Annotated in this window: 20 protein-coding genes and 1 other annotated feature; of the genes, 3 read left to right on the forward strand and 17 right to left on the reverse strand. The window is 41.5% G+C overall.

The window, feature by feature from the left end; all coding sequences use genetic code 11:
* Positions 1-119 precede the first annotated feature (119 nt).
* Both NRIC_RS00505 and NRIC_RS00510 read left to right on the forward strand, forming a co-directional pair.
* Positions 120-935 (forward strand): lipoate--protein ligase family protein, encoded by an 816-nt coding sequence (locus NRIC_RS00505; RefSeq protein WP_146620732.1) that lies wholly within the window; start codon positions 120-122, stop codon positions 933-935.
* Positions 922-2,283 carry an HD domain-containing protein gene (locus tag NRIC_RS00510; RefSeq protein ID WP_146620733.1) on the forward strand — a complete coding sequence of 454 codons (1,362 nt, stop codon included), beginning with the start codon at positions 922-924 and terminating at the stop codon, positions 2,281-2,283. Before NRIC_RS00505 ends, NRIC_RS00510 begins: the two co-directional genes overlap by 14 nt.
* A 22-nt stretch (positions 2,284-2,305) precedes the next feature.
* Here NRIC_RS00510 and NRIC_RS00515 read toward each other — a convergent pair whose 3' ends face one another.
* The 3 genes from NRIC_RS00515 to NRIC_RS00525 form a co-directional block, all read right to left on the reverse strand.
* Positions 2,306-3,628 carry an NAD(P)/FAD-dependent oxidoreductase gene (locus tag NRIC_RS00515; protein WP_146620734.1) on the reverse strand — a complete coding sequence of 441 codons (1,323 nt, stop codon included), beginning with the start codon at positions 3,626-3,628 and terminating at the stop codon, positions 2,306-2,308.
* A complete protein-coding gene (locus NRIC_RS00520; RefSeq protein ID WP_146620735.1) occupies positions 3,625-5,094 on the reverse strand; it encodes an AcpB/EbpR/MafR family transcriptional regulator in 1,470 nt (489 codons plus the stop codon). Before NRIC_RS00520 ends, NRIC_RS00515 begins: the two co-directional genes overlap by 4 nt.
* 238 nt (positions 5,095-5,332) lie before the next feature.
* Positions 5,333-5,770: an NUDIX hydrolase gene (locus NRIC_RS00525; protein WP_146620736.1), complete on the reverse strand. Its 438-nt coding sequence runs from the start codon at positions 5,768-5,770 to the stop codon at positions 5,333-5,335.
* 138 nt (positions 5,771-5,908) lie between these two features.
* Between NRIC_RS00525 and gloA the strand changes: the two genes are divergently transcribed.
* The gene (gene gloA, locus NRIC_RS00530; protein WP_146620737.1) at positions 5,909-6,280 is read left to right on the forward strand and encodes a lactoylglutathione lyase; all 372 of its coding nucleotides are present in this window, start codon (positions 5,909-5,911) and stop codon (positions 6,278-6,280) included.
* A gap of 42 nt (positions 6,281-6,322) precedes the next feature.
* Here gloA and NRIC_RS00535 read toward each other — a convergent pair whose 3' ends face one another.
* The 14 genes from NRIC_RS00535 to NRIC_RS00600 all read right to left on the reverse strand — a co-directional run bounded on the left by NRIC_RS00535 (position 6,323) and on the right by NRIC_RS00600 (position 19,985).
* Entirely contained in the window at positions 6,323-7,687 is a 1,365-nt protein-coding gene (locus NRIC_RS00535) for a TrkH family potassium uptake protein (protein WP_146620738.1), read from the reverse strand.
* A gap of 28 nt (positions 7,688-7,715) precedes the next feature.
* Entirely contained in the window at positions 7,716-8,351 is a 636-nt protein-coding gene (locus NRIC_RS00540) for a V-type ATP synthase subunit D (protein WP_146620739.1), read from the reverse strand.
* Positions 8,352-8,354: 3 nt separating this feature from the next.
* Entirely contained in the window at positions 8,355-9,731 is a 1,377-nt protein-coding gene (locus NRIC_RS00545) for a V-type ATP synthase subunit B (RefSeq protein WP_146620740.1), read from the reverse strand.
* A complete protein-coding gene (locus NRIC_RS00550) occupies positions 9,724-11,505 on the reverse strand; it encodes a V-type ATP synthase subunit A (RefSeq protein ID WP_146620741.1) in 1,782 nt (593 codons plus the stop codon). The genes NRIC_RS00545 and NRIC_RS00550 overlap by 8 nt, the downstream gene beginning before the upstream one ends.
* Before the next feature lie 13 nt (positions 11,506-11,518).
* The gene (locus NRIC_RS00555; protein ID WP_146620742.1) at positions 11,519-11,830 is read right to left on the reverse strand and encodes a V-type ATP synthase subunit F; all 312 of its coding nucleotides are present in this window, start codon (positions 11,828-11,830) and stop codon (positions 11,519-11,521) included.
* Positions 11,820-12,815, reverse strand: coding sequence for a V-type ATPase subunit (locus tag NRIC_RS00560; protein ID WP_146620743.1), 996 nt, complete (start codon positions 12,813-12,815; stop codon positions 11,820-11,822). Before NRIC_RS00560 ends, NRIC_RS00555 begins: the two co-directional genes overlap by 11 nt.
* An 11-nt stretch (positions 12,816-12,826) precedes the next feature.
* Entirely contained in the window at positions 12,827-13,414 is a 588-nt protein-coding gene (locus tag NRIC_RS00565; RefSeq protein WP_146620744.1) for a hypothetical protein, read from the reverse strand.
* 13 nt (positions 13,415-13,427) lie between these two features.
* Complete coding sequence (locus NRIC_RS00570; RefSeq protein WP_146620745.1) at positions 13,428-13,901, reverse strand: V-type ATP synthase subunit K; 474 nt, start codon at positions 13,899-13,901, stop codon at positions 13,428-13,430.
* A 16-nt stretch (positions 13,902-13,917) separates the two neighbouring features.
* Positions 13,918-15,888, reverse strand: coding sequence for a V-type ATP synthase subunit I (locus tag NRIC_RS00575; RefSeq protein WP_146620746.1), 1,971 nt, complete (start codon positions 15,886-15,888; stop codon positions 13,918-13,920).
* Positions 15,875-16,198 carry a hypothetical protein gene (locus NRIC_RS00580; RefSeq protein ID WP_146620747.1) on the reverse strand — a complete coding sequence of 108 codons (324 nt, stop codon included), beginning with the start codon at positions 16,196-16,198 and terminating at the stop codon, positions 15,875-15,877. Before NRIC_RS00580 ends, NRIC_RS00575 begins: the two co-directional genes overlap by 14 nt.
* Before the next feature lie 47 nt (positions 16,199-16,245).
* Positions 16,246-16,293, reverse strand: a sequence feature (sodium ion sensor (DUF1646 type); this cis-regulatory element may regulate processes involved in with the transportation of sodium ions).
* 168 nt (positions 16,294-16,461) lie between these two features.
* A complete protein-coding gene (locus tag NRIC_RS00585; protein ID WP_227873693.1) occupies positions 16,462-17,046 on the reverse strand; it encodes a DUF3841 domain-containing protein in 585 nt (194 codons plus the stop codon).
* Positions 17,022-17,624: a DUF3841 domain-containing protein gene (locus NRIC_RS00590; RefSeq protein WP_227873694.1), complete on the reverse strand. Its 603-nt coding sequence runs from the start codon at positions 17,622-17,624 to the stop codon at positions 17,022-17,024. Before NRIC_RS00590 ends, NRIC_RS00585 begins: the two co-directional genes overlap by 25 nt.
* Complete coding sequence (locus NRIC_RS00595) at positions 17,609-18,307, reverse strand: GntR family transcriptional regulator (RefSeq protein ID WP_146620749.1); 699 nt, start codon at positions 18,305-18,307, stop codon at positions 17,609-17,611. The genes NRIC_RS00590 and NRIC_RS00595 overlap by 16 nt, the downstream gene beginning before the upstream one ends.
* 184 nt (positions 18,308-18,491) lie before the next feature.
* Entirely contained in the window at positions 18,492-19,985 is a 1,494-nt protein-coding gene (locus NRIC_RS00600; protein WP_146620750.1) for a glycine betaine uptake BCCT transporter, read from the reverse strand.
* Positions 19,986-20,006 lie beyond the last annotated feature (21 nt).

A 20,006-nucleotide genomic window follows, 5' to 3' on the forward strand; every position in this document is an offset into this window, starting at 1 on the left:
CTTTCAAATCTATTTTTCACGGTTTTGATTTTTTTGTCAACTACTTCCTTTTTTTAAGTGCTGAAAGCCGCGCGAGATCATTTTTTTGTTTATAATAGAATCGTGTGGAGGGAGATTTTATGAAAAAAGCTTTATTCTTTGATCAAGGACTAGTCCCGAAAAAGGAGCTGTTCAGTCCATTTGCATTGACAGATGTCCTGACCAGCTTTTCAGGCGAGAACGATATACCGATCATCCACTTTTGGCAAATGGATCAGGTATTGATTCTAGGAATGAAGGACAGCCGAGTTCCTCATTTAGAAGAGGCTCTTTCGACAGTTCTGAAGTATCAGTACCAACCGATTTTGAGAAATGCTGGAGGATTAGGAGTGATCAGTGATTTAGGAACGCTGAATGTCTCGTTGATCTTGCCCAAAAAAAGCGTTCATGACTTATCTATCGATGAAGGATACCTGCGGATGTTTCACTGGTTGAAACAAACATCTTTTAACGAATGGACCATCACGGCTGGTGAGATCGCTGACTCTTACTGTCCAGGAAAATTTGATTTGTCCATCCAAGGAAAAAAAATTGCAGGGCTCGCTCAGCGGCGAGTGAAGAATGGGATTGCGGTCATGATGTACCTCAGCGTCAATGGCGACCAAGACTTCCGCGGACAACTTGTCAAAGACTTTTATCAAGCAGGTCTTAAGGATTCCTTTGGAGACTTGGGATACCCTCCCGTTCGTCCTGAAAGCATGACGACTCTGTCTGCAGTGAATGGAAAGGAAATGTCTATCCGACAGGTCAAGGAACAATTATTAGAGGCAATGCCCCATTCGGATCAAACAGAAAAGCTATCTGATTTTTTCCAAACGACCGATTTCACCGATCGCTTAAAAAAAATGACCCAACGAAATATGATTATTCAGGAGGAATTAGATGAGCAGTTATAAAAATCAATTACTACCAATGGAGAAAGTATTTCGCGATCCTGTCCACAACTATATCCACGTACAGCACCGCGTGATTCTTGATCTGATAAATTCAAGGGAAGTGCAACGGTTGCGAAGAATCAAACAACTAGGGACCTCCTCATATACCTTTCACGGGGCTGAACATAGCCGATTTTCGCATTCTCTCGGCGTTTATGAGATCACTCGACGAATCTGTGACATTTTTCAACGCAACTACTCTGTTGAAAAGGTTGGAAAAGATGGTTGGGATGACAGTCACCGCTTAGTAGCTCTTTGTGCTGCTTTGCTGCACGATGTAGGTCATGGACCTTATTCGCATACATTTGAACACATTTTTAAAACCGATCACGAGCAGTTGACCGTAGCGATCATCACCTCTCCAGAAACAGAGGTGTTTCAAATTCTAAATAGTGTCGCTGAAGGCTTTCCCGAACAAGTGGCCAGTGTGATCACGAAGACCTACAGCAATCCTCAAGTCATCCAAATGATTTCTAGTCAGATCGATGCTGATCGCATGGATTATTTGTTGCGCGACGCCTATTATACAGGCACAGAATATGGCACATTTGACTTGACGCGGATCCTGCGTGTGATTCGGCCTTACAAAGACGGGATCGCCTTTTCCATGAACGGAATGCATGCTGTTGAAGATTATATCGTTAGCCGCTATCAAATGTATATGCAGGTCTATTTTCATAATGTATCTCGTGGAATGGAAGTGATCCTGGAGCATTTGCTGGATCGAGCAAGTGAATTGTTTGAAGAGGACCCTGATCTTTTTGCTTACCATTCTCAACTATTGATCCCCTTTTTGAAGCAATCCTTTACTTTGGAAGAATATTTACGTTTGGATGATGGTGTGTTGAATACTTATTTCATTCAATGGCGCGATGAAAAAGACGTGATTTTGAGTGATCTGGCGCAACGTTTTTTAGATCGCAAACCATTAAAATCGATTGCTGTCGATTCGGCAGAGAATCCTTTATTGGACCAACTGCGAGAGTTGGTCGAAAAGGTTGGGTTTAATTCTCGTTACTATACAGCAATCAATTCTAGTTACGATCTGCCGTATGACTTTTATCGTCCAGAGTCTGGCCGTCACCGGATGCAAATCGAAATTATGCAATCTGATGGCACGATGATCGAGCTTTCTCAGGCTAGTCGTCTGGTGGCCGCTTTGGCAGGTCAAGGCCAAGGAGATATTCGTTTCTATTTTCCTAAAGAAATGATCCAGCCGCACCCAGCAAATGCCTCATTGTTTGAGGAGGATTATCAGTTGTTCGCACAGCACATTCGTAACGGACGACTAATTGAAAAAACGAGCTAGCATATCCTGCTGGCTCGTTTAACTATTTAGATAAGTAATCGGCTGCTATATTGTTTAAACAATGCATCACATCTGAAGGATAGTCTGCATGAAAGAAAAAATCATGAACAGCCAACTCTTCTGCTCTCAACTTGCCTCTTACAACTAAAGAAAAAAGGTTCGCCAAATGACTGATGTTGGCCTCAGCAATAGCCTGCAGACCAATCACTTCTTTTGAATGAGGATAAACAAACATAATCAAATAGACAGGGACTCGCCGGTTGTCTTCTAGATAAACATGGTAGACACCAGAAAATTTGTCGATAGGGTACCTGCTAAAGCGTTCGTCTCGCTGTTGCGCACCGCTTCGTGCCACCGTCAACTCACAGATAGTAAAAACATTGGTCTTCGTGCTTTGAAAAACCAGTTCCTTTTTTGCAGCGATATGATTTGCTGCCACGATGGCGCTGCGTACCGCATTGTTGACTAGAGACATATACAATCTCTCTTCGATCGGCAATAACTCCAGGCGCAGCATATCTCCCAGTACATAAATGTCCTCAGACGCTTGAAACTGCGGAGAAACAATCCCAGTCCCATCGATGTCTAAATCGATCGATTGGGCCAAAAATTGATGGTTTGGTTCAAGGTTAGGTGCTTTGATCAGCATATCTGTTTCAAACTCACCTTGGTTCGTAACGATCTTGATTTTTTCTTCTGTTTCCTCGACTCTTTCAAAATCGATCGCTGTTAAAAATTTGATTTCCTTCTGGTTCAGCTTTTCAATAATCCGCTCTGTGATTTCGTTATCAACAGCCATTTCCAAAAGATTGTCGAATTTTTCCAATACGATAATCTTCAATTTGGGATTGTACACGTGCAAGGAAGCCGCTAATTCGATTCCGATAATGCCTCCGCCTAAAATTGCTACAGATTCAGCATCCTGGAGTTTTTCGACCGTTCTTCTGGCATCATTCAATTCCTTCGTCTGATACACAAACTTTTTTTCTTTTTCAATTAAATATTGTGGCTGAGTAGAACCGATTGCAATGATCAGTTTATCGTAAGAAACAATTTTCTCTTGGCCATCCTCTTTGATCATTACCGTTTTATCCCATGAGTTGATAGCTGTACACTCCGTATTCAAGTGAACATCAATATAATTGTCTTTTAAGTCCTTTTCGTTAAACCGAATGGCATCCTCCAGCCGATCGATCTGTCTTTTTAAAAATACGTTGATCCCATTAGGCACATACCCCAGATGATCCTTTTTTTCATAAATCACAATATCCTTATATGGTTTTCGTTTGCGAATTTCCAAAGCAGCCTGTACGCCTGCAAAGGAACCTCCAATAATTACAATCATAATCTGCTTACTCCTGTCTGATCGGCCAATTCTTGCAGCAGCTTTGTCAACTCATTTATACTGAACTCCGTAGGAATCTCTGGAACCGTGATGTACCTGTCCACGATCGGATCCTTAGGCATTACATGATCATTGATAACTAAATCATACGAGTGATCCGCAAGGTATGCTCCGATTTCAACCGCCTCATTTTCCTGGAAAAAGGAGCTTACGATCCCTTCGAAGGTTTGGTTGGATTCACTTTCACGGGTAAACGAGATACCGATCTTGATTTTTTTATTCTTTCGCTTTTGGATCAAAAGCAGCACATTCTTATACCCGTCGATAAAAACCTGCTCAGGCAAGACGTTCTTTCTGAAGATCGCAGCAAACAAGCGAACCTCTTTCGCAATTGCACGAGCATGGGCATCGAACTCCGTCGTGATTTGATGATTCTCGGCATCATACCCCTCGATCCAGCCAGAATATTTCAACACATTGAAATGCAGACTGAACATCAGACTTGTTACTTCCATCCACAAAGCACGGTTGCTTTCTTGATCAAAAAAGCCATGCTTACGAAGATAAGTAAACACCAAATCATTCATTTGGTCGATCAGCGTAGCCTCTTCGTAATTTTGTTCATAAATCAAATAACTGATATCATCTCTAGAGGAAAAAATGTTAATGGTGCAGAGAAAAAAATAAAAGCTCTTTAACTCAAACGTCTCGATCGTCAAAGCGTAACGCTCAGAATAAATTGCCAAGGCTTCTTTGATCAGCTTTAAAACTTCAGGTGAAATAGTCGCCTCTTCTTCTGGAGTGATCTCAGCATAGAAAATGCCTCTTTTCTTACGACGTTTGCTGAAAATCTCCAAATATAAAGCGATTTTTTGGTGAACTTCAGTTGAAAAACTTCGTTGAAACGTTTTTTCTAACTGACGAATCACCATCTGTTCAGTGGTTAATTCAGTCACTGAATTCTCATAGGATTGTGTGACCCATAATAATTGGAAAAAAAAGTATCTGATCTGAAGCTCATCTCCAACGATTTGGCCATTCTCAAGCGACAGTTCAAATTCAGTCAGCAACCGATTTAACCTGCTAACCTCTTCTACGTACTGTTCTTCGCTTATCTGGAATTTAAATGTAAAATGATAGATATCTCTATCGGAATCCTCTAAATGCTCCAATAAAAGTCGATATGCAAGTGACTTTCGAACTTGTTCTCGCAATAATCTTTTTGAATCGAAGTATTGCATTGTTTCCAGCACTACGGTCGATTCATTTTGCACGATGCAAATCAACTCATTTTTGTCTTCATAAGAAAGCTGAAACGTCTCGACCAACTCCTGAATCGTTGGCAAAGAAAGCTGAAAAACCGCCATCAATTCATTTATTGAAGCACGACCACCTTCATGATAAAGATATTCAACCATACTCACTTGGAGTGCTGTCGATTTGTCTAACAAATGATGGATGTCCATTTTCTCCACCTCCCAAATCAAGAATAAATGAGCCTATCAAAATATTCAACATATTCCTGCGTTTCCTCTTATATTTGAAAAATTATTATTTGATTAAAATTTTTCGAAAATCCTAAACATTCTCGTTTTTTCTAAAATGACGTTTTTTTTCACTTATTATAATTTTTTGGACTTTAGTCGTCAATTTTCTCTTAAAAGATAAAAAGCATCAAATGAACGAATGTCATTTGATGCTCTATTAGTGATTAATTAACCATTTTTTTACAGCCCACTTGTGGCTGCCTCTTTTCAATAATTCAATCCCTTTTTCAGGCGTCACCCATGTACTGCGACTGTTCTCTTCTAGAGGGGCACTCACTTGCTTCCATTCCTTGGCGATAAAGAAGTATCCAGGATTATAAAAATAAGTATCTCGATGACGAGAATAAAAGTATTCATCTGCTTGCCCTAAATAAGTCGACAGGCGTACCTCATAGCCAAGCTCCTCCAGCATTTCTCGGTCGATCGCTTCTTCTTTTGTCTCTGCTCCTTCAATCTCTCCACCAGGTAAAAAGAAGGCGCCGTTCGGGGCTTGAACTAAGACGATCTCTTTTTTCTCATTAGCCAGTACTGCATAAGCTGCATAGCGAGCCTGGTAGTTTTTCTCTGCTTCCTTCTCTCCAAACGTCGGGATCATTTCGCAACTCCTTCATCTCTTCTTATGCCTCTTAGTTTACATTAATTTTTTCTCATAAACAACCGAGTAAGCAAAATGCGAATCTCTTCTGAAATCTATGGTAAGATGAACTTAGACTATTGTTGAAAGGGTGATTTTATGAAAATGGCACATACGTGTGTACGCGTAAAAAATCTGGATGATTCATTGGAGTTTTACCGTAAAGCTTTTGGCTTTGAGGAAAGTCGCCGCCGTGATTTTCCAGAGGCAAAATTTACGCTCGTTTATTTAACCTTACCAGGTGATGATTATGAATTGGAGCTGACTTACAATTACGACCATGCAGCTTACGATTTAGGAAACGGCTATGGACATATTGCGATCAGTACAGAAGATATTCGTGGACTTCACCAACAGCAAAAAGAAGCTGGATTTTCTGTTACTGACATGAAGGGTCTTCCAGGGACAGAACCTTCTTACTACTTCATTATGGACCCAGATGGATATAAAATTGAAGTGATTCGTGCCTAAAAAAGGACAGGATTCCATTTTTGAGAATCCTGTCCTTCTTTTTTATCCAATATAAATACTTTCTTCCGGATACTTGTACTGCCCTCTTTCTTTTGCCTTTGCACCACGCATCGTCAAAGAGAAGCCGACTGTCAATATCCCAACACGGCCAACATACATCAGCAAAATGATGATGACTTTGCCAAAGAGTGTCAACTCTGGTGTAAGTCCCATGGTCAAGCCTACAGTAGCGAAAGCCGAGACCACCTCAAAAGCGATAAATTCGATTCCAGAGGTTTCCGGAATCACCTCCGTCATGGAAAGAATAATAATCGCAGTGATACACAATGACAAGGTGATGAAGAATAAGGTCAACGCCTTAAACACAATTGCCGGTCGTATCGTGCGCCCAGAGATTTCAGCACGTTCGCGTCCTTTCAGCATTGAAACAGTCTGAATGACTAAAACAGCCAATGTAGTTGTTTTAAGTCCACCAGCCGTAGAACCAGAGGTGCCCCCAATAAACATTAGGATGATCGTCATAAAGATCCCGGCCTGACTCATATGCAAATAGTTTATGGAAAAATAGCCGGCGGTTCTAGGTGTCACCGCCATAAAGATCGTATTGGCAAAGCGTTCAAATGGCGTGCTGTTAGCAACTAGCTCACTTGCATTGTGTTCTGAAAAATAGAAAAACAATGTCCCGCCAACCAGCAAAAACACCGTCATGCTCAAAGCGATCTTGCTATGCAGCGTCAACTGCTTGCGTTTAGGAAACTCAATCAAATCATACCAAACGAAAAAGCCGACGCCGCCAGCGATGATCAATCCGGAGATGACCAGCAATACATAAGGATTCGATTGAAATCCAACTAGGCTGTCTCCAAACAAATCAAAACCGGCATTGCAAAAAGCCGAGACCGAATGAAACACTGCATACCAGAGACCCCTTTTTAGACCGTACGCTGGTACAAAATCAATCGCCAGCAATCCAGCGCCTGCCACCTGAATAAACGCGGCTAAGCGCAGAATATGCAGCATCAGCTTCATTACACCGGACATGGCTTCCATATTTAAGGCTTCCTGAAGTAAAATACGTGTTCGCAATCCTACCTTTTTCCGAAAAACAGTAAAAAATAGAATGGGCATCACCATAAATCCTAACCCGCCAACTTCGATCAATATCATAATGATCAGCTGGCCGAATCCACTCCAATGTTCACTCGTTGTTAGGGTTGTCAATCCGGTCACACAGGTTGCTGATGTTGCTGTAAATACCGCATCGATAAAGGATGTGGCTTCGCCTGAACGACTGCTGACTGGCAAACTGAGCAGCAGCCCCCCTAGAAGGATGATCGCCATGAATCCAAAAGCGATCGTCTGTAACGGATTCAATTTTAAAAGTTCAATGTGCTGGTTATTTTTCATCGTCTCTACCTAAGGAAAAAGAGCACCACTAGGAAGTGGCGCCCATATTTTTTATTTTGATCAACCGGGTAACTTCCGCCCGTTCATTTTCTTCCAACTTCATCTTGATGTAATAAATCGTCTCTTCCAGCTGAGGAATCGTCATGTATTCCAACGCATTCACTCTACGACGGGTTTTTTCGATCTCTTTCGCCATTAATTGACAAGTTTTTTCGATCTCAGTCAGTTCCAATAATTTAGGAAGGATCTTCGTGAAACGATCGATCGACTGATCAAGTTCTTCATTCGAATTTAGGAATCCGTATTCCAATGGATCATCCGCCAGATTGGATTCATGTTGAAAATTCATGACTGGTACTTTCACACTCATGATGTCCTTTTCGATCACATCCAACGTGACTTTCTCTTTGGGCACAGCCAACAGCTCATCAATAAACTTAGTATTGAGCATGGCATCCGCCATTACGAAATCTCCCATGGCTGACTGCAGCTCTTTTTCCACCACAGCTCGAAGCTCATTGTTCTTTTTTACCAACAAGATGAATCGACGCATCAATTCGTCTTGTTTGTCTTTTAATAGCTTATGCCCTCTTGTGGCAGTAGTCAACTGCTTTTTTAGACGATTTAATTCCATCCGTGTTGGATTGACATTTAATTTGACCATCGATTAAACTCCTTTGGTTAAATATTCATCCAACATATCATCCTTGATTCGTTTTAATTCGGTCCGCGGCAGCATAGCCAGCAATTCCCAACCTAAATCCAGTGTTTCGAAAACGGAGCGGTTCGTGTAGAATCCCTGATTGACGTATTCTGCTTCGAATCGATCCGCAAACTTCGCGTAGATTTTATCCGTATCAGACAATGCAGAGTCTCCCAAAACGACTGCTAATTCCTTCGCCTGTTTTCCTTGTGCATAAGCAGAGAATAGCTGGTTCATGGTAGGTGCGTGGTCTTTTCTAGTTTTTCCTTCCCCGGTACCTTTGTCCTTCAACCGTGAAAGCGACGGCAATACATCGATCGGTGGTTGAATACCGCGTTTGTCCAGTTCACGCGACAAAATGATTTGACCTTCCGTGATATAGCCAGTCAAGTCAGGAATTGGATGAGTTTTGTCATCTTCCGGCATTGAAAGAATCGGAATCTGCGTAACGGAACCTTTCAATCCGCGAATTCGTCCAGCACGCTCATACAATGTCGCCAAGTTGGTATACAGATACCCCGGATAACCGCGTCGCCCCGGAACTTCGCGACGCGCTGCTGAAATTTCTCGCAATGCTTCACAATAGTTCGTCATATCGGTCATGATGACCAACACGTGCATTCCTTTTTCATAAGCCAAGTATTCGGCAGCCGTCAGTGCCATACGAGGCGTTGCGATCCGTTCAATCGCTGGGTCATTCGCTAAATTCATGAAGACAACAGAACGATCAATCGCTCCAGTCTGACGAAAATCTTCCATAAAGAATTCAGCCTCTTCAAAGGTAATTCCGATTCCGGCAAAGACCACCGCAAAATCGTCTTCTGAATTTAATACATTGGCTTGTCTGGCAATTTGAGCTGCCAACTCTTTATGAGGTAAGCCTGAACCAGAGAACACAGGTAATTTCTGGCCACGAACCAAGGTATTCAAATGATCAATAGCTGAAATACCTGTCTGAATAAACTCATCTGGATAATCGCGGGAAACAGGATTGATCACTTCTCCGTTGATATCGACTTTTTTCTCAGCTAAAATTTCAGGGCCGTTGTCTTTAGGTCGGCCCAAGCCATCAAATACACGCCCGATCATATCCTCAGACACGCCTAATTCTAACGGATGTCCTAAAAATCGTGCGGTCGAATCCCGAAGATTGATTCCACTGGTCCCTTCAAAAATCTGTACCAATGCTTTGTCCTCATTTACTTCCAGCACCTGTCCACGACGGATCTCTCCATTGCTCATTCGAACTTCCAAAAGTTCTTCATATTTGATTCCTTGGACTTTATCAACCGCCATCAAAGGACCGACCACTTCACTGATCGTACGATACTCCTTAATCATTGGTCATTCCTCCTTCAGCAATTATTGCTTGAATCTCCGTGCTGATGTCTTGATTGATTTGATCAAGTTTTTCCAACTCGTCTTCTGAGACATATTTGCTTCGAGCGATCCGATCCCGGAGCGTCACTGTACCATCAATGATTTCTTTTAGATAGGCGCCTAGCTCTAACGCTCGCTGGCCCTCTTTATTAAAGGTCAAAATATTACTTAACATTTTTTGCTGCTTTTCTCTTGAAGTGAAGGTATCTACATCATCAAACGCATTTTGCTGTAAATAGTCCTCGCGAATTTGCTTGGCTACTTCCAAAGTCAAACGGTCCTTTTCCGACAACGAATCAATACCGACTAAGCGAACGATCTCACTTAATTGCGATTCATCCTGTAAGATACGCATGCCTTCACTCACTAATGCGGACCAGTCGATCTGCATGGCATTGTCTAAAAATTTCCCAACTTCAGAAGAATACAGTGAGTAACTTGCCAACCAATCGATTGAAGGGAAGTGACGTTGCTGTGCCAATGTAGCGCTTAGTCCCCAATACACTTTTACCACGCGCATGGTATTTTGAGTAACTGGTTCCGAAGTATCCCCGCCTGAAGGGGACACCGCACTGATTGCAGTGATCGAGCCTTCACGATTTTCCGATCCTAAAGCGATAACCCGACCAGCTCGTTCGTAGTACTCGGCCAAACGGCTTCCCAAATAAGCAGGATAGCCTTCATCACCAGGCATTTCCTCAAGTCGGCCGCTCATTTCACGCAAGGCCTCTGCCCAACGAGAAGTAGAATCAGCCATGATCGCAATGTTGTACCCCATGTCGCGGAAATACTCGGCGATCGTGATCCCAGTGTAGATTGAAGCTTCCCGAGCCGCCACCGGCATATTGGAAGTATTGGCAATTAGTATCGTCCGCTCCATCAATGACTCCCCAGTTGTAGGGTCGATCAATTCTGGAAATTCATTCAACACGTCAGTCATTTCATTTCCACGTTCGCCACACCCCACATAAACAACCAAATCTACGTCGGCCCATTTAGCGATCTGATGCTGCACCACTGTTTTACCGGCTCCAAACGGCCCCGGAACAGCTGCCGCTCCACCTTTGACTACAGGAAAGAACGTATCGATCACACGTTGCCCTGTGATCATAGGAGCTTCGGGATTTAGCTTTTCCTTTACTGGACGTCCACGACGAACGGGCCATTTTTGCAGCATGGTAAATTCTTTTTCACCGTCTGCAGTTTCTAAAACATAGACTATCTCGTCGATGGTAAACTCTCCAGAAGCAATCTTTTTCACTTTACCACTGACACCATTTGGCACCATAATTTTATGATTGATTAGCTTGGTTTCTTGAACAGTACCCATAATATCTCCACTGGATACTTCCGCACCAACTTCAACAGCTGCATCAAACCACCATTTTTTTTCATGATCCAAGGCAGGCAATTGCACGCCCCGTGCCAAAAAGTTGCTGCTTGTTGCATCTCTGAATGTGTCCAAAGGACGTTGGATCCCATCAAACATTTGAGAAACGATCCCTGGACCTAATTCTACTGACAATGCTTCACCAGTTGTTTTAACTGGTTCTCCAGGTCCGATTCCTGCGGTTTCTTCATAGACCTGAATAGAAGCAACATCGCCGCGCATTTCGATAATTTCACCGATGACCCCCAGCTCTCCAACATAACAAATATCTTGAATCGCTGCTTCTGACATATTTTCAGCCATTACTAAAGGTCCGGAAACTTTGATTATTCTTCCATCTTGCAAGTTGATTGCTCCTTTATAAAATATTCTGTCCGACTGCTCGCTCGACCTGATCTTGAATCATTCGTTTTCCGATCCCTAAAGAGCCTTTGTGACTGGGAATCAAAACGATCGCTGGAATTAAATTTTCTTCATAGCGCTTGATTGTATCGGGAACTAGCTCGGCGCATTGTTCAGTCACATAAATGACACCATACTCACTGCGAGCCATCTCGTCGATAATTCGACGAATCTCGGTTGCTTTTTTTGCTACTCGAACATCAAAATCAAATAATTTGAAAGGAAAGACAGAATCCTTATCTCCGACTGCACCAATTTTAAGTGCCATAGCTGTCACGCATCCTTTCTCTTAATTGCTCTTCAGTTAATCCAACTTTTTTTCCTACGATGATCAAACGCAGATTTTTGATTTCTACTTCCTTTGCATTTAATAAAGCTAAAAGTGGAAGCGGACCAAAAGCCTGGACTTGCGCTCGTGCAAAATGATCAGTTGCATAATTGTCACGGATTCGTTCCAATTGCGTCAAATCGATTTCGCCATCCTTAATCAAGGGCTGAACGACCTCGGCATAATCCGTCGTCAATAGAAACTCCGTAAATCGGTGGAAGGATTCATCGACAACTGCCAACAGCTCTTCCTTGGGGATACTCCCTTGGCTAGATAGTACCGTAGATATAAAGTTTTTGCTGCGCTTTTGACGAATGCCCCGGCCCAGCATAACGATATTCGAAAAATCGATAAAGCTGATGATCTCCTGCAACAATTCAGGAGAATCCAAGGTTTCTCCTAAACTGCGCATACAACGCAAGTACACACGGTCAAAAATAATATCGACCCCTTGCAAATTATTCGACTCTTCGAAATGTTCTTTCACTTCTTGGATACTATTCATAACCTCTGCAGGCAGCCCGCTGGCAACTCCAGTTTTGACTGCACTTTTAATTTGATCAAGCGTGTAAAACCCATCAAATATAAATAAATCATCAAAATCCTGATGCAACAATTCAGCTTTCGTCACGGCCTTCAGGTTATGGTAAGTAAAGCGCATGGTATAAACCCAGACGATCCTAGGATCTGGAGCGATCTCCACCAATTCCTTAATGAGCTTAGCTTGTTCCTCTGATAACGATTCTTCAAATGTATCTTCAAAATCCTCGTTGACATGTTCTGCATAAATAGTTGTTTTCAACAATTCGCCAACTTCTTGAACATCCTTGGCTTGAACAAGTCGCTCCATCATTTCGGCTGGAATCAATTCAAGCTCTTTTAGCCGAATCAGCGGATTTAATTCATGATAACTATATTGTTTCATTATAAATCCTCCTATGCGAAAAATTCCTGTGCCAACTCGTAGCCAAGATCAGATTGGATATCTTGCACGAGGGTTTGATACAAAAAGTTATATTGAACACCGTTATCATTTAGCAGAAAGCCTGCCTGATTCTCTATGGTTTCTTCGCTGAACAACAATCGATAATCAAGCTGTTTGTTTTGTTCAGCGACCCATTCGGAAGTAAAAACAGCTTTCGTCTTACTGCCGCAAATAAACACCAGCTCGCCATTCAAATCGCGAAGTCCTTGCAACGCCTTTTTAGCAAAGTCACGATGCTCTTCAGTCGTCCAATTCTCCATGGCTGTGACAGCATCTTCAAATAGGAGCTCCAAAAACAACTGTTTCTGGTTAAGAATCTGCTGTTTTGTTTCCACTTGCTGCCTATTCTGCATTTGTTTGTAATTCTTTTCGAGTAGATGAATGCTTTTTTCTAGTCTTTGCTTATGTTCGGCCTCGATTTCAATCAAGCTCGCTTGATAATCAGACTCGATCCGTTCTTTTTCAGCTTTTTCATAGGAAAGTCGCTCTTCTTCAGCCTGTTCCTTCAGCTGCAAAATAATCTTTTCAATTGCCTCCATACTCAACGGCTCCTTACACTTGGCCGACTAAAAGGAATGAAATTACGAATCCTAAGATTGCATATGTTTCTACCATTGCTGCAAAAATGATCCCCTTTGTCGAATGCTCTGGTTTTTTCGCAAGAATTTGAATCCCTGCTGCGGCTACCTTCCCTTGGGCAATCCCAGAAAATAGTCCAGTGAAAGCGATCGGTAATGAAGCACCCAAGTAACCTAATCCTTGAACCATTGTTAGATCCCCTGATGACATATTCGTAAAGATTAAGAACGCAATAACGAAACCATATAATCCCTGAGTACCTGGCAGCAGCTGAAGAATCAACGCTTGTCCAAACTTTTCTGGTTGGCTGGTGGTCAAAGCCGCTGCGGCCTCCCCAGTCATCCCCACCCCTTTGGATGATCCGATCCCTGAAAAAATCGTTGCTGTTGCCATACCTAAAATTGCAAAGATAATACCGCCATTGTTGTTGATTAAGTAATCGATCATTGTAAAAAGTCCTCCATTATTTTTCTTGTTGTTCAATATTGACATATTTTTCTTCTGTCTTCAAAGGGGCAAACGGACGTCCTCCACCCTGATAGAACTTGCCGAAAAACTCGACATATTGCAAACGTGCACCGTGCACATAAGCCGATAGTAATGATAAAAAGATGTTCAAACCATGAAGTACCAGCATCAATAAAATCCCTACAGTAAAACGGGCAGCAGGCGGCATAAAGCCTACCAGCATGTTAAAGGCTGCTGCAATACTTCCGCCAGAGATACCTAACGCCATTAAGCGAGTATAGCTGACTAAATCCCCTATATACCCAGTCAGTCCATATAAATTGTAGGCTCCTCTTGCTAATCCTTTGACTTTGGAACCGGATTGCATCATTGGTATGAAAACGATGGCCAGCGCACTAATAATGGCGATGATAACACCTACGGTCATTAGAGCTGAACTTCCTAACAGCATTTGTCCCGCACCAGCAACGATTCCGCCTATGAAGATCCCCTGCCAAGCAAAGCCGTCCGATACCGCACTAAGGTAATCCTTGGCCTTGATATTTTCCGAAGCTGCCAACCCTAATCCGACAAATATCTGAATGACCCCAAATACAATTGATAAAATCAAGATCGCAATGACATCGTCTGAAGTAGATAAAATCGGCTGATATGGCAACGCAAAGCCGAAGTAAGAGTCATAAATCAATCCCCAAATAATCGTTGGAATCGACAATATTTGAAAGAATTGCATAAACCGCTTCATTCCTCGTGGAAACAGCATGACCTTCAAGGCTAAAGTGGTAGCTATGAGCATTAAAGCACCATACCCAGCGTCAGCTACCATCATTCCGAAAAAGACGAAATAAAAAGGCGCAAACCAAGGCGTGGGATCCACTTCATGGTATTTCGGCAAGCTGTACATCTCAGTCAGCATTTCGAAAGGCCGAACGATTGGGTTATTTTTAAGTTTTGTCGGAATTTCGACTGCAATTTCATTAGAAGTCGGTTCCTCAACCTCCAAGTAGACATTTTCTTTGCCAACCAAATCAAATAAGAAAGTCCGAAACTCCACAAAAGCATCCGCTTCGACCCATCCCTGCATCACAAACAATTGCTTTGTTTGAATATAGTGATCATGGATTCTTAGACGATTTTTTCTGGCTAGTAAGGTTTCTTCTGCCCATTCGAGACTTTCGATATTTACCCGCTTTTGCCCAATCAACACGATTTGCTTTTTCAATGATTCATTCAGCTTTTTTAATTCCGCATTGATTGCAATTAATCGTTCTTTCGGCAGTTGCTTCTTTTCATAAACAAAGCGAACCACATTGTAACGATGAATCAGCTCATTGATAGCAGGCTGTTCCTCTTTCAAATAGATCAAGCTGAAACTTACTTCACTTTGCGCATTGTAAAGCTCTTCCAAGTAAATCGTTTCTTGCTGTGCAATGGTTGACTGGAAATCCTCCCAGTTTGCTTCATCGATTGTTCCTAGCAATAAATTGGTCAATTTTGAAGGATTGTCTGCTGGCACCATATCAAGATATTGCCAGCGGCTTAACGTTTCCTCCTCTTCCGAAAGTTGACGGATCGTTTCTTGTATTTGATTGAATTGATCCTCTAATGTCTGGACTTCCTTTAATTCCTTTTCAAAGGCAGCCTGGTCAAAGTTGCGTTCCAATTCCTTTAATGTTAATACTCTACGTTTCAAATGAAACCCTTTTTCCTTGCTGCTGCCGTAGTGCTCGATAAACCGTATGCTGTGTGCTAAAGCCTCAACTTTGAAATCAATTTCTTGGATCACGGCTTGCCGATCCTCCGGCTGGTAATCTCCGAAAAATTGATCGACCCATTGATTATTCTGAGCAGCTTGAAAAACATCTCGTACCTCTACGTTTTGAAATCCTTGAACTGCGGCAAGAATTTCCTCGCTTCGTCCCTGTTCAGCAATCAAGGTCAATTTTTGCATCTTACTGACTGCCATATTGTGCAATCACCCTTTCGATAATCTTTTGCACCGCAGTCTCCTTTAAGCGTTCGTAATTTGCTTGCATCTGCGCTTTTGCTTCAGCAGCGTCTTTGTTCAAGGCTTGTCCTTCTTCATCATACGTTTCACGCAGCATACTTTCGCGTTCAGCGATGATTTTGGCCGATTCTGCCTGAAGCTGCTGTTTTTTTTCTTGGATGGTCTGTTTGCGACTTTTTTCCAATTCCAGCAATTCTTCCTGCAGCTTTAGCTTTCGTTGCTCATTCTCTGCTTCAGCTTCTTTAATTTGCTGCAAGGCTTCTAACATTCTTGATCCTCCTTTGTACAAAAAAATAGACACAAACGTTCAGGGTGTCCTTCTCACCCCTTGAAGAACATGATCCTTGAAGCTTGCGCCCAACCATTAGTTTATAAAATTATCTGTTTAAGTATAGCAAAGTTTTTCTATAAAAAAAAGTATTACTCTTCAAGTTTGTCATAAGGACTAACTTCTTATTTGATTATAAAAAGAACCAATTATATCAAATGTATCATTTCTCTGATATAAATGGTTCCTTCAACTTTTGCACACTAATCAATAAATTGGTCTACCCAACTAAGCTTGATTTCCCATAGTCCTGCCTGCATATCGGCAAAAGGTAGTATCTCGGTTTTCTTAATCTCTTGATCATAGTCGAACAAGCGTTTCCAACTATTAACTAGTTCGGCCTTGAGGTGTGGATAAAATGCAGTTGTATACACATCTCCTTCATAGGTCACATTAAATTGCTTCAATTTTTTGTAATAAGCAGCCGTTTCGGATTCATTTCCGACAAAACGCAAGTTTAAAATCTTGTTCCAATCGGACATCCGAAAGAAAACGACTTGCGATATTGGCACATTGAGCCGCATGATTCGTGCATCTGCTGAATAATCCAAATACTTTACATCGAAAAAGGTCCAAATGGCAGAATCCGCATCTTTTGGTTTTTCAACAATTTTCTTTGCCTCGTTGGTATACCATGAATAGGCTTGAAGAAAAACGTGAGACGTTTCTCCATACTTTTCCTTAATGAATTCCGACTTGACAGTATGCCGTTCATCAGCGATCAACTTATCTACGACCACTTTGCTTTGGGAAGTATAAAGTCTTATGTTTTTATGCGTAGTATCCATTCTTTTCGAATCTCCCATATCGTGCCGACTTTCATCTCACCTAGGACTGTTGTATCATCAAAAAGACGTTCACGACTTTTTTCGATTTTTTGCTTGATGCTTGGATAAAAAGGCGTCATACAAGCAGTACAATCATCAATACCATACTTTTCTAAAAGTTTGGTATGCTCTTTCTGATCTGCTAAATCTTTTGGAATAAACATATAATTAACGATATTGCCCCATTTAAGTAAATCGACGATAATTAATTGGTTTTTATTGATTTCCAGTTCTAACACGACGTTGCCTTCGCTATTTTGAATACTTTCTTCTTTAGAAAGCGATACCCAAATAGGATATTCAACATCCGGTGGCGGTGTTACAAACTGCGAGGCTGTATGAAAAAACCAATCATATGCACCTAAATAAAGATTTGTATGATCCTCCATTTTCTGCTCGATATATTCCTTTTTTACTGTGTACCGCCCTTCTTTTTCTAAAACATCAAGTATATCTTTATGTTGTTTTGTCCAAATCCTTACTCTTTCACTCATCATTCCTCCGAAAGCATCTTTTTTTACGGTCAGCAATCCAAACAAAAATTCTTTTCCTCTTCCGGCAGTGTTTCTTTTACATAGTTTTGAATGTGTTGATGGAAACTCTTAACTACTGCGGGCAAATTATTGGTCTTAAGTACTTCAATGATCTCCAAATGTTCTTCAGTTTTACTTTCAGGAATACCAAGTGATGTAACATCTTCGTTCATCACTACCAATAATTGATAGAATAATCCTTCTAAAATTTGAGCACGTTTAATACTGCCGGACAATTGCCAAAGATAATTATGAAAAGAAATATCTAACGTGTTGATCAAATAAACCTTTTCCTCATTCGTTGCACATCGAGACTCTCCATTTTTCATTTCAAGCGCGATGTCTGTCAAATTCTGAAAATCTTCCTCCACGAGCATCTGGTTACGCAAAATTTTTCGCAGAATCTGGGTCTCCAAAGAAGCACGAATCTCAAAAACTTCTAAAATTTCATTCGAAGTCAATTCAACCACGTGGTTGCCCTTTCTGGGTGAGAAGGAGATGATCCCCTGCTCGTTCAAAATTCTCATAGCTTCCCTCACAGGTGCACGGCTGATGTTGAATTTGGTAGAAATTTCCGATTCGATCAACCGATCACCACTTTTGAGAGTCCCTGACAATATTCTGTTTTTTATATATGTTACGACCATATCACTTAAACTCTTTTTTTCGTATTTTGGAATAATTTCCATGATTAACTCAGCATCCCTTCCAATATATCTCCCTTATTATATCAGAAAGCCCTTGCTAAGTCTTTGGTCGTTCGGAAATTGCCTTTTCTTATGGGTTTGTTTTCTGTCAAACATCGCTGCTTGAATGGAAAATCACTTGATTTGGTTTTGATCAATTTTTCACAAGAAACCAGGTTCTCTTTTGTTATTTTGGAACCTTTTCTGCTTCTTCCTGGAGTGGTAATTCCGATTTTCTTTCTTGCATCAGGGCTTTAAACAAGCATACTGCGCAGAGCAGCATAATAACAGTTAGTGGAAGTGCCGCAACGATGGAACATGTTTGCAATGCATCTAATCCACCTGTCATCAGCAAGACTAATGCTAAAAGGGCCTGAATTACACCCCATAAAATCTTTTTATCATTGCCAGGATTTAAATCCCCTTCTGAAGAAAACATCGACAATACAAAAATCCCTGAATTCGCCGAGGTTATGAAGAAGGTGCACAATAAACAAATCGCGATGATCGAGAAGATCATGCCTAGCGGATATTCTGCAAGCACCACGAAAAGTGCTGTCTCTGTTACTTCTTTCGCCTTGTCAATGATTCCAAGATCCAAGTTAAGCCCTAAACTGCCGAAGACAGAAAACCAAACAAAAGAAACCATTGAAGGTGCAATAATGACCCCTAGTACGAATTCTTTGATCGTTCTTCCTTTAGAAATGCGTGCAATAAAAGTACCTACAAATGGCCCCCATGCGATCCACCAAGACCAATAAAAAATTGTCCAGGATCCGAGCCAAGAATTGTCACCAAAGGGATTGATCGAGAAACTTTCCGAAACCAAATTATTGAAGTAGCCGCCTAACGTATTTGTAAAAATATTCAAGGTCATAATCTTAGGACCAATCAAAAAGGCTCCAACCAAAATCAAGATAGCTAACAATAAGTTGATATCTGACAAAAGTTTGATTCCTTTATCGATCCCACTGACTGCGGTCCAAGTATAGATCACCGTTAACACGACGATAATGACAATCTGAACAAGTCGAGTCGTTGGAATATCGAACAAATAATTTAAGCCTGAATTGATTTGCAATGTCCCTTGTCCTAATGAAGTTGCAATACCGGCGACTGTTGCGAACACTGCACAAATATCGATCAGTTTCCCAATCGGGCCTCTCACGCCTTCTTCTCCTAGGATCGGAAGAAAAATACTACTGATCAAACCTGGAGTCTTTTTTCTAAATTGGAAATACGCCAAGGCCATCCCAATAATTGAATATGCTGCCCAGGGATGAAATCCCCAATGTAAAAAGGATTTCCGCATCGCTAAATCAGCCGCCTGCTCACTGCCGCCAAAGGTCACAAAATGATTCAACGGTTCCGCAACACCCCAGAACACCAGTCCAATCCCCATTCCAGCACCAAAAAGCATCGCAAACCATGAACGATTGCTGTATTCAGGCACAGAATCATCTGGCCCTAATTTTATTTTGCCAAAGCGGCTGAACGCAATGAAAAGTGAAAATATGACGAAAACAAACATCGCAATAAGATAAAACCAGCCAAAGGTCTCAACAAGAAATTCCTTTACAACATTCATGCCTTGGGCAAAAGGACCTGGAACAATCAATCCTACCAAGACAATCACAGCTGTAATTAAAAGAGAAATATAAAATACACTATTTTTTTTCATAGAACCCTCTCCTCTTCAACG

This window comes from Enterococcus florum (genome assembly GCF_004309355.1).
GTDB lineage: Bacteria > Bacillota > Bacilli > Lactobacillales > Enterococcaceae > Enterococcus_A > Enterococcus_A florum.

Excerpts from the sequence above, each read along its gene's own strand:
- NRIC_RS00505 (WP_146620732.1), top strand. The coding sequence starts at position 120 with ATGAAAAAAGCTTTATTCTTTGATCAAGGACTAGTCCCGAAAAAGGAG.
- NRIC_RS00510 (WP_146620733.1), top strand. The coding sequence starts at position 922 with ATGAGCAGTTATAAAAATCAATTACTACCAATGGAGAAAGTATTTCGC.
- NRIC_RS00515 (WP_146620734.1), bottom strand. The coding sequence starts at position 3,628 with ATGATTGTAATTATTGGAGGTTCCTTTGCAGGCGTACAGGCTGCTTTG.
- NRIC_RS00520 (WP_146620735.1), bottom strand. The coding sequence starts at position 5,094 with ATGGACATCCATCATTTGTTAGACAAATCGACAGCACTCCAAGTGAGT.
- NRIC_RS00525 (WP_146620736.1), bottom strand. The coding sequence starts at position 5,770 with ATGATCCCGACGTTTGGAGAGAAGGAAGCAGAGAAAAACTACCAGGCT.
- gloA (WP_146620737.1), top strand. The coding sequence starts at position 5,909 with ATGAAAATGGCACATACGTGTGTACGCGTAAAAAATCTGGATGATTCA.
- NRIC_RS00535 (WP_146620738.1), bottom strand. The coding sequence starts at position 7,687 with ATGAAAAATAACCAGCACATTGAACTTTTAAAATTGAATCCGTTACAG.
- NRIC_RS00540 (WP_146620739.1), bottom strand. The coding sequence starts at position 8,351 with ATGGTCAAATTAAATGTCAATCCAACACGGATGGAATTAAATCGTCTA.
- NRIC_RS00545 (WP_146620740.1), bottom strand. The coding sequence starts at position 9,731 with ATGATTAAGGAGTATCGTACGATCAGTGAAGTGGTCGGTCCTTTGATG.
- NRIC_RS00555 (WP_146620742.1), bottom strand. The coding sequence starts at position 11,830 with ATGGCACTTAAAATTGGTGCAGTCGGAGATAAGGATTCTGTCTTTCCT.
- NRIC_RS00560 (WP_146620743.1), bottom strand. The coding sequence starts at position 12,815 with ATGAAACAATATAGTTATCATGAATTAAATCCGCTGATTCGGCTAAAA.
- NRIC_RS00565 (WP_146620744.1), bottom strand. The coding sequence starts at position 13,414 with ATGGAGGCAATTGAAAAGATTATTTTGCAGCTGAAGGAACAGGCTGAA.
- NRIC_RS00570 (WP_146620745.1), bottom strand. The coding sequence starts at position 13,901 with ATGATCGATTACTTAATCAACAACAATGGCGGTATTATCTTTGCAATT.
- NRIC_RS00575 (WP_146620746.1), bottom strand. The coding sequence starts at position 15,888 with ATGGCAGTCAGTAAGATGCAAAAATTGACCTTGATTGCTGAACAGGGA.
- NRIC_RS00580 (WP_146620747.1), bottom strand. The coding sequence starts at position 16,198 with ATGTTAGAAGCCTTGCAGCAAATTAAAGAAGCTGAAGCAGAGAATGAG.
- NRIC_RS00585 (WP_227873693.1), bottom strand. The coding sequence starts at position 17,046 with ATGGATACTACGCATAAAAACATAAGACTTTATACTTCCCAAAGCAAA.
- NRIC_RS00595 (WP_146620749.1), bottom strand. The coding sequence starts at position 18,307 with ATGGAAATTATTCCAAAATACGAAAAAAAGAGTTTAAGTGATATGGTC.
- NRIC_RS00600 (WP_146620750.1), bottom strand. The coding sequence starts at position 19,985 with ATGAAAAAAAATAGTGTATTTTATATTTCTCTTTTAATTACAGCTGTG.